Source organism: Streptomyces sp. NPDC034103 (genome assembly GCF_055575395.1).
The window spans coordinates 200,671-215,230 of the sequence record NZ_JBVISS010000007.1 but is presented as its reverse complement, the minus strand read 5'-3'; the positions used below and the strand labels follow the sequence as shown (position 1 = coordinate 215,230).

Genomic DNA, 14,560 nt, shown 5'->3' with positions numbered 1-14,560 from the left:
GGGCGGCCGCACAGGGCCCGCCCCGGCGAGATCGGCCGGTCACACCCCTGGCGGGACGGGGTGGCGACCGGCCGCAGCCGTTTCAGCGGTCCTATGTCCCTTTGGGCAGCCGTGAGTTGTTCACGGCTCCTGCGAGATACGTCACGGTCCGGGGCCAAAGTCCCGGACCGTGGTGTCTACTGGGGCGCATGCCTGAGCACGTCTCGATCTACCAGCTGACGGGCATGGCCGTCCTCGCCCTGGCGACCGTCGTCTGGGCCGTCGGCCTGACCCGCGTCCTGCGCCGCAGCCGTGAGGCCGTCCTGTGGCGGACCTCCACCGGACTTCCGGCCCTTCCCTACCAGCGGCAGGCCGGCCCCGACCTGGAGGCCGTCCAGCTGACCCCGGCGGAGCGGGACGCGTTCGCGGGCCTGGTACGACAACTCAGCGACGGCCGCTGACCACGGGCGTCCGGCGGGCGCGGCGGACAAGCGTCCGGCGGGGCGCGACCGGCGCGCGGCTGAGAGCGCACCCGGCGGGGCTTGCAGGGCTTGCAGGGCCTACGGGGATCAGGGGATCACGCGGGGCTCACGAAACCCGCGCCGCGCGCCGCTCCATGGCATCGCGCGCCGCGTCCTCGGAGACGTACACCTCGCACATGTGCCGTCCGTCGGGCGTGGCCGTGTGCTCGACCTCCCACAGGGAGATCTCCCTACCGTCACGCAACAGGAACGCGTGCTCGTAGAGCGAGAAGCACAGTCCGATCCGCCCCGCGCGGCACGGCCGCCCGAACGCCTGGGTGATCTGGTGCGCGCACGCCGTCCGCAGCAGCTCGGCCGTCTCCCCGTCCGGCCGGTCCGCGTTCTCCGCCCGGCGCAGGAGCCGACGCGCGTGGTCCGCCGAGTCGTCGGGCACGTACGCGTGCCGGGGCGCGGGGATCGGCGAGAGCTGCACCGTCATCGGGAGCTCGAAGTCCGGCGCGTCCGGCGGCAGCGGCAGCCGTGCGGTGGCGGCGCGCACCTCCTCCTCGTCGACGTACACCTCGTGCTGCGGGACGCTGTCCCGCCCGGTGTTGTGGACCAGCTCCCAGAGGGTGAGCGCCGTGCCGTCGGCGAGGAGCCAGGTGTGGCGGTACGTCTCGCGGTGCAGCCCCGCGCTGTGGTGCGCGGAGTGCAGCGAGCTGTCGTGCGCGAGCGCGCAGTCGAGTCGCCGAATCGTCTCGTCGGGCAGCTCGAAGGAGTTCAGCGCGCGACCGAGGAGTCGCGCGAGATGCTCCTCCGGAGACTCGGGCGACTCGCGTGGCTCGTACGCTGCTGTCTCGTACGGAACGCTCAAGGCTTCTCCCGGCGTTGCTGCATGTCACCTTGTGGGTGCATACCGTAGCCCCTCGGTCGGACATCATGTCCGGGAACCGAGAAAACGTGCGCACAGAAAACGCCCAGGCCGCGCGAGAGGTTCCCGCGCGACCCGGGCGACCGTCAAAAACCGCCGGTCAGACGGCACTTGCCGCGTCAAGGCGCCCCGGACGGCGCGCCCCTGTCCCCGTGCGCCCCCGCGCTCGGCGGGCGCTCACACGGCGCTTCCCGCGACCCACTCGGTCCACGACATGTTCCATCCGTTGAGCCCGTTGTCCGGCGACACCGTCTTGTCGGGGGAGTTCTTGACGATCACGACGTCCCCGAGCATGGAATTGTCGTAGAACCACGCGGCGTTCGTGTCTCCCTGCCCGCCCCGCACGTCCTGGAGCCCGACACAGCCGTGGCTGGTGCCCTGCCGGCCGAAGGGCGGATTGCTCTTGTTGTACCAGTAGTTGCCGTGGATGAACGTCCCCGACTGCGTCAGACGCATCGCGTGCGGCACGTCCGGAATGTCGTAGGCGTTCTCGAGGCCGACCGTCCTGCTGTCCATGCGCAGCTTGGGGAACTTCTCGGAGATCACCATCTGGCCGTTGTACGTGGTGTACTGCGCGTCACCGGTCGAGATCGGCACCTTCTTGAGCGTCTTCCCGTCGCGCACCACCGTCATGGTCTGCGTGTCGGCGTCGACCGTCGAGACCTGCGAGCGCCCGACCGTGAACGTGACGGTCTTCCGCTGCACCCCGATGACGTCGTTCGCGCCCTCGACCCCGTCCAGGTCGATCTTCATCGTGACCTTGGACCCGGCCTTCCAGTACTCCTCGGGCCGGAAGTCCAGCCGCTGCGAGCCGAACCAGTGCCCGACCACCTTCTGCCCGCTGGTGGTGGTGACCTTGATGTGCGACTGCACGGCCTTCTTGTCGCCGATCGCCTTGTCGAAGGTGAACGACACGGGCATCCCCACGCCCACGGTCGTCCCGGCGTCCGGCGTGTACGTCCCGATGAAACTGTTCGCCTTGCTGACGGTCGTGAACGTCGAACCGGCCGTGGTGGTCCGCCCGTCGGAGTCCTTCGCGGTCGCCGATATCTCGTACTTCGTGCCGCGCTCCAACTGCTCCTTCGGCTTCCAGCTCCCGCCGTTCGCCGAGATGAACCCCGGCACGGACTCACCCGTCCCCGCCACCGTCATCTTCACGTCGGCCAGCTTGCCGCCGCTGACCTTGACCGCCGTCGCGTTGATCGACGCGCGGGTGGAACCGTCCTTGGCCGAAATGACGATCTTTGCGTCCGACGACTTGGGCGAGTCCCCGCCGTTCTTGCCGTCGTCCTTCCCGGCATCGGCGCCACCGCCGCAGGCGGTGAGGGTGAGGGCGCCGACCGCCAGGGCGGCACAGGCCCCGAGTGCGCGCCGCGCTGATATGTCCGGCGTAGTCACGAGCTGCTCCAGGTTCGTGTGATGTGCGTGATCCGTTCCTCTGTGTGGAGAAAGAGCGCATCCATGAGCGCACGGGTTCCCTCCGACAGCCGTGAACGCCATCACGTGACACAACCGGGACATCAATCGCGCACTTTGCGCCACATCGCGCCACATTCGTGCCGCCCACGGCGACCGGGGCCGTGCGCCGTCGACAGGGCACCCCCTGGCCTCCCGCACCGGGGACGCAATCCCCGGCGTGGGCGCGACTACCCGCCGACGCCGGCGCGTACCCCGGTCGCACGACATCCGTCATCGCCGTCCGCCGGGCCCGCCCTCAGTCACCGCCCCCGTACAACTCCCCGTAGGAGGGCCACACCCCACCAGCCCCCTCCACCGACTCGGCCGCGCGCACAGCCCGCACGATCGCGCGCGTCACCACGTCGGCGCCGGCCGCGAGGAGGTCGTTCAGCGCGAGGGGGTGCCCCGCGTCGAGCGGGCGCTGCCCGGTCGCCAGCGCGAACACGGTGTCGCCGTCGTGCAGGAGGTGCACCGGCCGTACGGCGCGCGCGATGCCGTCGTGCGCCGTACCGGCGAGCTTCTGTGCCTGCGCCTTCGACAGGTCCGCGTCGGTGGCGACCACCGCGAGCGTGGTGTTCAGCGGGGGCGGCGCGTTCCTCGCCGCGCCCTCCGCGAGGCGTCGGCGCGCGGCCTCATGAACGCTCGCCGCCGGATAGTTCACGCGCCCCTGGAACAACTCCCCGTACAGAACCCCCGTCTCGGGGTCCATCACCGAGCCCGCGGCGTTGGCCACCACCAGCGCGGCCACCGTGATCCCCGAGTCCAGAACGGTGCTCGCGGTACCGACTCCGCCCTTCATCGCCCCGACCACGGCACCTGTACCGGCGCCCACACCCCCCTCCGCCACCGCCGCGCCGACCTCGCTCGCCGCGGCTGCCTCGACCGCGGCCCGGCCGGTGGCCGCGTCGGGCCTGGCCCGGAAGTCGCCGCCCCGGCCCAGGTCGAAGACGCAGGCCGCCGGTACGACGGGGACGACATGCGCCGGGTCCACCCCGACCGACACCCCACGCCCTCGCTCCTCCAACCACGCCATCACACCGGATGCGGCGTCGAGCCCGTACGCGCTGCCGCCGGTCAGCACGATCGCCTCGACCTTCTGCACCACGTTGCGCGGATCAAGGGCGTCGGTCTCCTTGGTGCCGGGCCCGCCGCCCCGCACGTCCACGGCGGCGACGGCCCCGCCCTCCGGGGCGAGCACGACGGTGGTACCGGTGAGCCATCCGTCGCCGACGCGCGTCGCGTGTCCCACGCGCACGCCGGTGACATCCGTCAGAGCGTCAACTGTCATGGGGCCAGTCTCGTCCAGCCGGCGGCGCCGCCCCAGGAGGTCAGCCGACCGGTACGGCCGCTCTGCTCTCCCGGGCCACCATGCGGGCCGTCAGCGTCACCCCGGTCGCCACCGCGACCGCCGAGACGATGCCCGCGGCAAGGACGGCCCAGTCGCCCAGGAACGTGCAGAGGATCACCAGCAGAGCCGTGGTCGGCAGCACCAGTTGCTGGGCGATGCCCACCTTGAAGTGGCGCGAGTGCAGTGCCCAGACGGTGAGCAGGAAGAGCGCGGTCGGCAGGGTCACCGCGGCCGACGCCGCCAGCGTGGAGATGTGCGCATGGCCGACCGCCTGCTCGACCGCGACCTCCAGCCCGGCGCCGATCGCGGCCGCCGAGGCGAAGATCAGGTAGTGGCCGTACCCCCACAGGAAGGACTGCCTGTTGGAACGCAGATGACCGTGGATCGGCACCACGAAGTAGATCCACCAGGCGGAGAAGATGACCAGGAGCCCGCCCGCGGCGATCGGCAGCAGGTCTCCGAGCGCCTCGTACTCGTCCACGGCGGACTTCACGGCGACCGTGGCCGCGGCGATGGTCTCGCCGAGCACGATGATCGTGAACAGGCCGTACCGCTCGGAGATGTGGTGCGGATGCCAGGATGTGGCGAAGTCCTTCTCGGCGTACAGCGGCACGCACATCTCGATGACCGCCATCACCAGGAAGACCCAGGGTCGCCCGCCCTCGGGCAGCAGGAGCAGACCGAGCCAGCCGACCTGGCAGAGCAGCACGCCGAAGGCATAGCGCAGGGCCGTCGTCCGCTCGGGCCCCTCGCTCGATCTCGCCGCGCGCAGCCACTGCGCGGACATGGCGAGCCGCATGATCAGGTAGCCCAGCCAGACGGCCAGGAACTCATGGTCCTCGAACGCCCGCGAGATCCCGGCCGCCAGCACCAGGACACCGGCGATCTGGACGAGAGTGACGACCCGGTAGAGGACGTCGTCGTTGTCGTACGCCGAGGCGAACCAGGAGAAGTTCATCCAGGCCCACCAGATGGCGAAGAAGACCATCGCGTAGTTGAGGATTCCCTCGCCCATGTGCGACTCGGCCACCGCGTGCACGAGTTGGACGCCCGCCTGCGCGATCGCCACGACGAAACACAGGTCGAAGAAGAGCTCCAGGGGTGAGGCGACCCGATGACTCTCGTCGCGTGCGCGGGCGGTGAGCCTGCGCAGCGGGCTGGAGTGATCCGTGGACGGAGCCGGCGAGGGAGTCGAACTGGACGTCATGCGTCCAAGCAGAGCAGATATCGGCCGGAAAGTTTTGTGAACGTATTCACAAACATTTTCCTCCTCTTCCTTCGTCTCCCCCTTCGTCTCCTCCCACCCCGGACGCCGCTCACCCCCAGGGCCGTACCCTGGACGCATGAGCACCGTCCCCGACCCCGAGCCGCGCGCCCCGAAGCCGTCGCTGATCTTCGACGACCCGCTGGACCAGCAGTCCTCGGACGACACGGACCGCGGGTGGGGCGAACGCCCCGGCGCCGACAGCGCGGCGGACCTGAAGCGCTTCCTCGACGAGAAGCCGCCCCACCACCTCTGACCGACCCGGACCGCCGCCCGGACCCGCCGGGCCGTGGCCGCTAGCGCTCGTCGTGGCCGGAGCCCCGCTGCGCGAGCAGCGCGTCGCGGATCTCCTTGAGGACCTCCAGCTCGGTCACGTCCATGACCTCCTGCGTGCCCTCCTTCGCCTTCCTGCGGGCCTCCTGCCGGGCCAGGTACTTCGACATCGGCAGGACCATCAGGAAGTACACGACCGTCGCGGTGATCAAGAAGCTGAGTGTCGCGCCGAGCACGGTGCCCCAGCGGATCGGGATGCCGCTCAGCACGGTCCCGTCCGGCGCGACCTTGCACGGGGCCTGGAGGCACGAGCTGTAGCTGTCGAGGTTCTTCGTGCCGATCGCTCCGACCAGCGGGGTGATGATGCCCTTCACCACCGAGTTGACGATGTTGGTGAAGGCGGCGCCGATGACCACCGCAACTGCCAGGTCGACGACGTTCCCGCGCATCAGGAAGGCCTTGAAGCCCTCCCAGAGGCTCGGCTTCTTCTCGCTCACCTAGGGGACTCTCCTCGCACGCGCAGGGTGTGGGACAAACAGCTCCGCAACCTACGTCAACGCGAGGCGACCCTGTCCAATTGGGTAGCTCGTAAGAGGGGCTTGACAGGAAGCCGCGCAGCAGGCGGACCACATGGCTCAGCACAGGGTCACCGCCAGCCGGGCGGTGGCGCTCGCCCCCGCGAGACGTGCCGCGATCGAGCGCGGCACCGAGAGCACCACCAACGCGCCGCTCTCCGGGGCGTCTTCGAGCGGCTCCGGCACCTTCTTCACCCGTGCCCCGCGCGCGACCACCTGGACGTCGCCGCCCGTCGCCGTCGTCTCGGCGGCGATCACGTCGACCCGGTCGCCCGGCCGCAGCAACAGGACCGTGGCCCCGTCGGCGATCCGCACCGGCGCCGTCACCATCTCGACGGCGCGGCGCTCCCGTACCGGCTCGGCCACCGGATGCCCGCGCACCCCGTCGGCCTCACCGGGGCCGACGGCGACCAGCGCGGCGGCGGTGACGGCGAGGCCCGCCGCCACGGCCCGCCTGCGGTGCCTGACGAGCCGGGCCAGTTGATACCGCCCGCCGCCCACCCGCACAGGGGCGAAGTGCGGGACCTCGCAGGTGGCGGGGGCGTCGGCGCCCGGTGGGCGCGGGGCGAGCGGGGAAAGCGGGGCGAGGGGCGGGGGAGGGGAGGACGGACCGTAGGACACGGGGCACCACCTGTCACGAGGGATCGGCTTGCAAGGCCACGATGAGGCCTCGCGCCGTCGCCCGTCGGGACAGGTGGATCAGCGCCCGACTGTGGACAACTCCCTCACCCGAACGAGGAGTTCCCCTCGCTCGGGGCCACCGTCCTCCAGCACGTCACGGCAGGTCGAACCCGGGATCCATGCCGCCGAGTGCCGTTGTGCACAGGCAGTCCCGGTCCTCGTTCGCCGGCAGCGCGGCCACGGCGTCGAACAGCACACCCCGTAGCCGGTCCACGTTCGCGGCGAACACCCGCAACACCTCGTCGTGCGAGACGCCCTCACCGGTCTCCGCGCCCGCGTCGAGATCCGTCACCAGCGTCAACGACGTGTAGCAGAGCTCGAGTTCGCGGGCGAGGGCCGCCTCGGGGTGACCGGTCATGCCCACCACGGACCAGCCCTGCGCCTGGTGCCACAACGATTCGGCGCGCGTCGAGAAGCGCGGCCCCTCGATCACGACCAGGGTCCCGCCGTCCACCGCCTCCCAGTCCCGCCCGCGCGCCGCCTTCAACGCCGCCGTCCGCCCGACGGGGCAGTACGGGTCGGCCAGCGACACGTGCACCACGTTGGGCACGGCACCCCCCGGCAGCGGCAGCCCGTCGAAATACGTCCCCACGCGGGACTTCGTACGGTCCACCAGCTGATCCGGCACGAGCAGCGTGCCCGGCCCGTACTCCGGGCGCAGACCGCCCACCGCGCACGGCCCGAGGACCTGGCGCGCGCCCACCGACCGCAGCGCCCACAGGTTGGCCCGGTAGTTGATCCGGTGCGGCGGCAGATGGTGGCCGCGTCCGTGCCGGGGCAGGAAGGCGACCCGGCGGCCCGCTATCTCACCGAGGAACAGGGAGTCACTGGGCGGTCCGTACGGGGTGTCCACCTGGATCTCGGTCACGTCCTCGAGGAACGAGTAGAAGCCCGAGCCGCCGATTACGCCGATCTCTGCGTTCGCCATGCCCCGCACACTAGCTGGCCCCCGCGGCGGGCAGAGAGCGGCTCCGCAAACGCCGAGGACCCCGTCGTCGTACGACGACAGGGTCCCGCGAGCGAGTCCTTACGCGGCGGAGGTGCTGCTGGAGGTGCCGCTGCTCGACGACTTCGAGTCCGAGGACGACGAGGTCGACGTGGACGTGGAGGGCGTCGACGGCTTCGACGACGCCGGCGAGGTGCTCGACGAGGAGCCGCGGCTGTCGTTGCGGTAGAAGCCGGAGCCCTTGAAGACGATGCCGACCGCGGAGAACACCTTCTTGAGGCGGCCCTGGCAGTTCGGGCAATCGGTCAGAGCGTCGTCGGTGAACTTCTGCACCGCCTCGAGGCCCTCGCCGCACTCGGTGCACTGGTACTGGTAGGTCGGCACTTGTCTTCCTCCTGGCACTCTCACTCAATGAGTGCTAACGATGGTCCATAGTGACGCATTCCCGAGGATCAGTCCACCGTCACCGGCACGCGGTGACCGACGCCACGTGCCACGGTGCGCGTCCGGGGCCGGGCCATCAGGCGAGACCGCAGCGCCAGCAGGGTCCCCAGGGCCAGCAGCGTGCCCACCATCGGCACCAGGAATCCGGCACCGTTCCAGAAGCGATCCTCGAGCTGTCCGGCAGCCGTGACGGCGGCCGCCTGACCGAGCGCGACCGCGCCGGTCAGCCAGGTGAAGGCCTCGGTACGGGCGCCGGCCGGCACCAGCGTCTCGACCAGCGTGTAGCCGGTGATCAGCGCGGGCGCGATGCACATGCCGACCAGCAGGCCGAGTCCGGCGAGCGCGAGCACCGAGTGCGCGGCCCACAGTCCGGAGGCGGCCAGCGCGAGCGCGCCGTACCCGACGAGGAGGCGCCGCTGCGGAGCCACCTTCCAGGCGATCGCGCCGCAGACGATCCCGGAGAGCATGTTGCCCGCCGCGAAGACGCCGTACAGGACGCCGTTCATGCCCGGCTCGCCGATGGACTCGGTGAACGCGGCCAGTGAGACCTGCATGCCACCGAAGACCGAGCCGATGCCCAGGAAGGCCACGATCAGCACGCGCACGCCGGGCACGCCCAGCGCGGAACCGTGCTCCACGCGTGCGTGCTTGTCGAGGGCGACGTGCGGCTGCGTGCTCTTCTGCGCGGCGAACAGCAGACCGCCGACCAGGGTCAGCGCCGCCTCCGTGAGCAGGCCCGCGGCCGGGTCGACGGCGGTGCACAGCGCGGTGGCCAGGAGCGGGCCGAAGACGAAGGTCAGCTCGTCCGTAACGGACTCGAAGGCCGCCGCGGTGGTCATGAGGGGCGACCCCTGGAGCTTCACGCCCCAGCGGGCGCGCACCATCGGGCCGACCTGCGGCACCGAGGCGCCCGTGGGGACGGCCGCCACGAACAGGGCCCACAGGGGCGCGTGCGACAGCGCGAGCGCCGTCAGCGTCAGACCGGAGGCCGTGTGCACGAGCACGCCGGGAACCAGTACGGTGCGCTGCCCGTAGCGGTCGGCGAGGCGCCCGCTGTAGGGCGCGAACAGCGCCATGGAGACGCCGGTGACGGCCGCCGCGGCGCCCGCCGCGCCGTACGAGCCGGTGGTGTGCTGCACGAGCAGCACGATGGAGATCGTCAGCATCGCGAACGGCTGACGCGCCGCGAAGCCGGGGAGCAGGAACGTCCAGGCGCCGCGGGTGCGCAGCAACTGCCCGTATCCCGGGCGTGAGGTGACCGTGGATGCCACGGCCCGTGCCTTTCTGCCGCCTGGTAGCGCGCCCGTGCGGGGGCGCCGAGAGCTGTCCTCTTGCGCGGACTGCGGTAGATGCCGGTGCCCACTGCGGAAGGGGCTTCTCGGCCGCCATACGGTCGCGCCAGCCCTGCGTCAGGCAGAGTTGGTTCGATCAGAATGTGCCTTCATCGTACAGGGGTCAACGCCTGGTGCACCTGTGAAAACGCCCACCATGACGTCGTCCGCCTGCGATTTCCCGGGGTGTGAACCGTACGAAACGTGCCCTTAACGACATCCCGCCTTGCGCAGGACGTTCCGTGCCGTTCAGCGCCGTTCAGCGCCGCTCGGGCCGCGGTGTCTCGCCGTTCGTGCCCAGCCACCCGGCCAGCTTGCCGCCGTGGCCCACCGCGCGCAGCCGCCGCTCCGCCGCGTCCCGCACGGGATCGGTGGCGACGACGAGCAGCTCGTCGCCCCGCCGCAGCACCGTCGTGGGGAGCGGAACGAACGATTTTCCCTCGCGCACGACGAGGGTGACCGCGGCCCCGGCCGGCAGCCGCAGCTCGTTGACCTCGACGCCGTGCATCTTCGAGCCGTCGGGGATGGCCACGGACAGCAGGTGCCCGCGCAGCCGCTCCAGGGGCGCCGACTCGATGCCGAGGTCGGCGGCCTCCGCGTCCTGGCCCAGCCGCAGCTGACGGGCGAGCCAGGGCAGCGTCGGCCCCTGGACCAGGGTGTAGACGACGACCAGGACGAAGACGATGTTGAAGATGCGGCGGCTGCCGTCGACGCCGTTCACCATGGGGATCGTCGCCAGGATGATGGGCACGGCGCCGCGCAGCCCGGCCCAGGACATGAGGGTCTGCTCCTGCCACGGCACCCGGAACGGCGTCAGGCACAGCACCACGCTCAGCGGGCGCGCGACCATGGTCAGCACCAGCCCGATGACGAGCGCGGGCCAGACGTCGTCGCCCAGCTCGTGCGGCGTGACCAGCAGGCCGAGCAGGACGAACATGCCGATCTGGGCGATCCAGCCGAGCCCTTCGGCGAAACCGCGCGTGGCGGGCCAGTGCGGCAGCTTGGCGTTGCCCATCACCATGGAGGCGAGGTAGACGGCGAGGAAGCCGCTGCCGTGTGCCAGCGCGCCCGCCGCGTACGCCGCCACGGCGATCGCCATGACGGCGATCGGGTAGAGGCCGGACGCGGGCAGCGCCACGTGCCTGAGGCCCCAGGAGCCCAGCCAGCCGACCGCGATGCCCAGGGCGGCGCCGATGGCCAGTTCCAGGGTTATCTCGCCGAGCAGGACGTACCAGTGCTCGACCGGGCCCGCCGTGGAGAAGGCGACGACCAGGATGACCACGGGGGCGTCGTTGAAGCCGGACTCCGCCTCCAGCGTGCCCGTCACGCGCGCGGGGAGGGGGATCCTGCGCAGCACCGAGAAGACCGCCGCCGCGTCCGTCGAGGAGACGACGGCACCGATGATGAGCGCCTGGCGCCACTCCAGCCCGATCAGGTAGTGCGCGGCCGTCGCCGTGACCCCGACGCTCACCGCGACCCCGGCCAGCGCCAGCGCGGTCGCGGACGGCAGCGCCGGCTTGACCTCTTTCCACTTCGTGCCGAGGCCGCCCTCGGCCAGGATCACGACCAGGGCCGCGTATCCGATGACCTGGGTCAGTTCGGCGTTGTTGAAGTGGATGTCGCCGACGCCGTCCTGTCCCATGGCGACGCCGATGCCCAGGTACACGAGCAGGCTGGGGAGCCCGCTGCGCGAGGAGATCCGGACCGCTGCGACGGCGACGAGCAGGACGAGCGAGCAGACGAGCAGGAGCTGGTTGAGGTCGTGGACGGTCAGCGGCTGTTCCCTTCCCTGGCCCACGGGCGGCACGCGCGCGTGGGCTCACGTACATAGGACACGAAGTGCTGGGTCTCCGCACCCAAGTACTTCGTTACCTTACCTAACTCTTGACGATTTCTTGACACTCCCGCAGGCAGGATCGAACGCCCGTGCGCGCTGGTTCCCGACTCCGCGTCAAGTGGCGTCGGGCCCTGCGCCTATGGTTGCTCCAGCGCTCATTCAAAGTCACAGCCCCGCCTGCCGCTCGCGTTAGGACAGCAAGGACAGCGATGCCCCCCAACACCACCGCCTCATCGGGTCAGAAGCCCGGCAAGTCCGGCAGGAAAAAGGGGCGCAAAGCCCGTCTGATCGTCCTCGTCCTGGTGCTGGCCATCATCGGGGGCGTCGCCTACGGGGCCTACTGGTCGATCAGCACCGTCCGTGCCTCCTTCCCGCAGACCAAGGGTTCGATCACGCTCGAGGGCCTGTCCGGGCCGGTCGACGTGAAGCGCGACGGCTACGGCATCCCGCAGATCTACGCGTCCACCGACGAGGACCTGTTCATGGCGCAGGGCTACGTCCAGGCGCAGGACCGGTTCTACGAGATGGACGTGCGCCGCCACATGACCTCCGGGCGCCTGTCGGAGATGTTCGGCAAGGGGCAGGTCAAGACGGACGAGTTCCTGCGCACCCTCGGCTGGGACCGGGTGGCGAAGAAGGAGTACGACACCAAGCTGTCGGCCTCCACCAAGAAGTACCTCCAGGCGTACGCCAAGGGGGTCAACGCCTACCTGCACGGCAAGGACGGCGAGGAGATCTCCCTCGAGTACGCCGCCCTGGGCTTCGCCAACGACTACAAGCCCGAGCAGTGGACGCCGGTCGACTCGGTCTCCTGGCTGAAGGCGATGGCGTGGGACCTGCGCGGCAACATGCAGGACGAGATCGACCGCGCCCTGCTGACCAGCCGCCTCGGCCCCAAGCAGATCAAGGACCTGTACCCGGACTATCCGTACAGCCGTAACAAGGCGATCGTCCAGGAAGGCCAGTACGACGAGCTGACCCAGGCGTTCGGGCAGGGCGACGGCACCTCGGGCACGGGTACGGGCGGCACCTCGGGCACGGGCGGCACCACGGGCGCGGGCACGGGCGGCACCTCGGGCACGGGCACGGGCGGCACCACGGGCACCGCGTCCGGCTCGGGCTCCACGGCCCTCCAGAGCCAGCTCTCGGGCCTCTACGGCGTCCTCGAGGACCTTCCCGCGGCCGTCGGCGTGAACGGCAACGGCATCGGCTCGAACTCCTGGGTCGTGGCGGGCTCGCACACCATCAGCGGCAAGCCGCTGCTGGCCAACGACCCGCACCTGTCGGCCTCGCTGCCGTCCGTCTGGTACCAGATGGGCCTGCACTGCCGCACCCTCTCCAGCAAGTGCCAGTACGACGTCAGCGGCTACACCTTCGCCGGCATGCCCGGTGTGATCATCGGCCACAACCAGGACATCTCCTGGGGGATGACCAACTCCGGCGTCGACGTCACCGACCTCTACCTGGAGAAGCTCAGCAGCGACGGCTACCTGTACGACGGCAAGGTGAAGCCCTTCACCACGCGCGAGGAGACCATCAAGGTCGCCGGCGGCGAGTCCAAGACAATCGTCGTCCGCGAGACCACCAACGGCCCCCTGCTGTCCGACCGCGACGACGAACTGGTCAAGGTCGGCAAGAAGGCCACCGTCGACGCCGCCGCCCCCGACCGCGGCGATGGCTACGGCATCGCCCTGCGCTGGACCGCCCTCGACCCCGGCACCTCCATGGACGCCGTGTTCGCGATGGACAGGGCGACGGACTGGGACGAATTCCGCGAGGCCGCGGCCCTCTTCGACGTGCCCTCGCAGAACCTGATCTACGCCGACACCGACAACCACATCGGCTACACCCTGCCCGGAAAGATCCCCACGCGCGCGGACGGCGTCGACGGATCGATCCCGCAGCCGGGCTGGGACTCCAAGTACCGCTGGACCGGCTACATCCCGAAGGACCAGCTGCCCTACGAGTTCGACCCCGCGCGCGGATACATCGTCACCGCCAACCAGGCCGTGATCGACAAGGACAAGTACCCCTACACGCTCACCACCGACTGGGGCTACGGCACCCGCAGCCAGCGCATCACCGACCTGATCAAGTCGAAGATCGACGACGGCGGCAAGATCTCCACGGACGACATGCGCCAGATGCAGCTGGACAACAGCAGCGAGATCGCCAAGCTGCTCGTGCCCAAGCTGCTGAAGATCGACATCGACGACAAGGACGTCCGCGAGGCGCAGAAGCTGCTGGAGGGCTGGGACTACACCCAGGACGCCGACTCGGCGGCCGCCGCCTACTTCAACTCGGTGTGGCGCAACATCCTCAAGCTCTCCTTCGGCAACAAGCTGCCCAAGGAGCTGCGGGTCAAGGGCCAGTGCCTGTGGGTGGACCCCATCAACACGACCGGGCCCGCCGACGAGTCGAAGAAGGTCCGCGAGTGCGGCCAGCGCGACGCCGACCAGGCCCAGCCGGACGGCGGCGACCGCTGGTTCGAGGTCGTGCGCAAGCTCATGGACGACGAGAAGAGCGCCTGGTGGAAGACCCCGAACGGGGTCGGCGACCGGCCCGAGGCCGACAACCGTGACGAGCTGTTCAAGCGCGCCATGATCGACGCCCGCTGGGAACTGACCGCCAAGCTCGGCAAGGACATCGACTCCTGGAGCTGGGGCAGGCTGCACCGCCTGTTCCTGAAGAACCAGACGCTCGGCATCGAGGGACCCGGCTTCGTGCGGTACATGCTCAACCGCGGCCCCTGGAAGCTCGGCGGCGGCGAGGCCACGGTCAACGCGACCGGCTGGAACGCCGCCGGCGGCTACGGCGTCGTCTGGGTGCCGTCGATGCGGATGGTGGTCAACCTCGGCGACCTCGACAAGTCGAAGTGGATCAACCTCACCGGCGCCTCGGGGCACGCCTACAGCGCCCACTACACGGATCAGACGGGCAAGTGGGTCAAGGGCGAACTGCTGGACTGGTCCTTCTCGAAGAACGCGGTCGACAAGAGCACGAGCGACACCCTGGTGCTGAAGCCGTGAGCC

The 14,560-nt window shown here is 70.3% G+C and carries 13 protein-coding genes; 3 read left to right on the top strand and 10 right to left on the bottom strand.

Annotated features, from left to right (window positions below; translation table 11 throughout):
- Nucleotides 1-188 precede the first annotated feature (188 nt).
- Complete coding sequence (locus ACZ56U_RS17310; RefSeq protein ID WP_469084837.1) at nucleotides 189-440, top strand: hypothetical protein; 252 nt, start codon at nucleotides 189-191, stop codon at nucleotides 438-440.
- 127 nt (nucleotides 441-567) lie between these two features.
- Here ACZ56U_RS17310 and ACZ56U_RS17305 read toward each other — a convergent pair whose 3' ends face one another.
- From ACZ56U_RS17305 to ACZ56U_RS17290, 4 genes are all read right to left on the bottom strand, one after another.
- The gene (locus ACZ56U_RS17305) at nucleotides 568-1,314 is read right to left on the bottom strand and encodes a DUF6227 family protein (RefSeq protein WP_469084836.1); all 747 of its coding nucleotides are present in this window, start codon (nucleotides 1,312-1,314) and stop codon (nucleotides 568-570) included.
- 234 nt (nucleotides 1,315-1,548) lie between these two features.
- A complete protein-coding gene (locus ACZ56U_RS17300) occupies nucleotides 1,549-2,769 on the bottom strand; it encodes a L,D-transpeptidase (RefSeq protein WP_469084835.1) in 1,221 nt (406 codons plus the stop codon).
- A 316-nt stretch (nucleotides 2,770-3,085) separates the two neighbouring features.
- Complete coding sequence (locus tag ACZ56U_RS17295; protein WP_469084834.1) at nucleotides 3,086-4,117, bottom strand: P1 family peptidase; 1,032 nt, start codon at nucleotides 4,115-4,117, stop codon at nucleotides 3,086-3,088.
- Nucleotides 4,118-4,157: 40 nt separating this feature from the next.
- A complete protein-coding gene (locus ACZ56U_RS17290) occupies nucleotides 4,158-5,384 on the bottom strand; it encodes a low temperature requirement protein A (RefSeq protein WP_469084833.1) in 1,227 nt (408 codons plus the stop codon).
- 136 nt (nucleotides 5,385-5,520) lie between these two features.
- Here ACZ56U_RS17290 and ACZ56U_RS17285 point away from each other — a divergent pair, with 136 nt between their 5' ends.
- The gene (locus ACZ56U_RS17285; RefSeq protein WP_361518020.1) at nucleotides 5,521-5,697 is read left to right on the top strand and encodes a hypothetical protein; all 177 of its coding nucleotides are present in this window, start codon (nucleotides 5,521-5,523) and stop codon (nucleotides 5,695-5,697) included.
- A gap of 40 nt (nucleotides 5,698-5,737) precedes the next feature.
- Here ACZ56U_RS17285 and mscL read toward each other — a convergent pair whose 3' ends face one another.
- The 6 genes from mscL to ACZ56U_RS17255 all read right to left on the bottom strand — a co-directional run bounded on the left by mscL (nucleotide 5,738) and on the right by ACZ56U_RS17255 (nucleotide 11,489).
- Nucleotides 5,738-6,211, bottom strand: a complete 474-nt coding sequence (mscL, locus tag ACZ56U_RS17280; protein WP_469084832.1) for a large conductance mechanosensitive channel protein MscL — start codon at nucleotides 6,209-6,211, stop codon at nucleotides 5,738-5,740.
- 138 nt (nucleotides 6,212-6,349) lie between these two features.
- A complete protein-coding gene (locus ACZ56U_RS17275; RefSeq protein WP_469084831.1) occupies nucleotides 6,350-6,910 on the bottom strand; it encodes a hypothetical protein in 561 nt (186 codons plus the stop codon).
- A 154-nt stretch (nucleotides 6,911-7,064) separates the two neighbouring features.
- Entirely contained in the window at nucleotides 7,065-7,898 is an 834-nt protein-coding gene (locus ACZ56U_RS17270; protein ID WP_469084830.1) for an S-methyl-5'-thioadenosine phosphorylase, read from the bottom strand.
- A 99-nt stretch (nucleotides 7,899-7,997) separates the two neighbouring features.
- Complete coding sequence (locus tag ACZ56U_RS17265) at nucleotides 7,998-8,300, bottom strand: FmdB family zinc ribbon protein (RefSeq protein ID WP_469084829.1); 303 nt, start codon at nucleotides 8,298-8,300, stop codon at nucleotides 7,998-8,000.
- 68 nt (nucleotides 8,301-8,368) lie between these two features.
- Complete coding sequence (locus ACZ56U_RS17260) at nucleotides 8,369-9,631, bottom strand: MFS transporter (RefSeq protein WP_469084828.1); 1,263 nt, start codon at nucleotides 9,629-9,631, stop codon at nucleotides 8,369-8,371.
- Nucleotides 9,632-9,950: 319 nt separating this feature from the next.
- The gene (locus ACZ56U_RS17255; RefSeq protein ID WP_469084827.1) at nucleotides 9,951-11,489 is read right to left on the bottom strand and encodes a potassium/proton antiporter; all 1,539 of its coding nucleotides are present in this window, start codon (nucleotides 11,487-11,489) and stop codon (nucleotides 9,951-9,953) included.
- Nucleotides 11,490-11,737: 248 nt separating this feature from the next.
- Here ACZ56U_RS17255 and ACZ56U_RS17250 point away from each other — a divergent pair, with 248 nt between their 5' ends.
- On the top strand, nucleotides 11,738-14,557 hold the full coding sequence (locus ACZ56U_RS17250) for a penicillin acylase family protein (protein ID WP_469084826.1): 2,820 nt from the start codon (nucleotides 11,738-11,740) through the stop codon (nucleotides 14,555-14,557).
- Nucleotides 14,558-14,560 lie beyond the last annotated feature (3 nt).

What these genes read in the sequence shown, in the direction of transcription:
- ACZ56U_RS17295 (WP_469084834.1), bottom strand. Translation starts at nt 4,117, where the DNA reads ATGACAGTTGACGCTCTGACGGATGTCACCGGCGTGCGCGTGGGACAC.
- ACZ56U_RS17285 (WP_361518020.1), top strand. Translation starts at nt 5,521, where the DNA reads ATGAGCACCGTCCCCGACCCCGAGCCGCGCGCCCCGAAGCCGTCGCTG.
- ACZ56U_RS17310 (WP_469084837.1), top strand. Translation starts at nt 189, where the DNA reads ATGCCTGAGCACGTCTCGATCTACCAGCTGACGGGCATGGCCGTCCTC.
- ACZ56U_RS17290 (WP_469084833.1), bottom strand. Translation starts at nt 5,384, where the DNA reads ATGACGTCCAGTTCGACTCCCTCGCCGGCTCCGTCCACGGATCACTCC.
- ACZ56U_RS17270 (WP_469084830.1), bottom strand. Translation starts at nt 7,898, where the DNA reads ATGGCGAACGCAGAGATCGGCGTAATCGGCGGCTCGGGCTTCTACTCG.
- ACZ56U_RS17250 (WP_469084826.1), top strand. Translation starts at nt 11,738, where the DNA reads ATGCCCCCCAACACCACCGCCTCATCGGGTCAGAAGCCCGGCAAGTCC.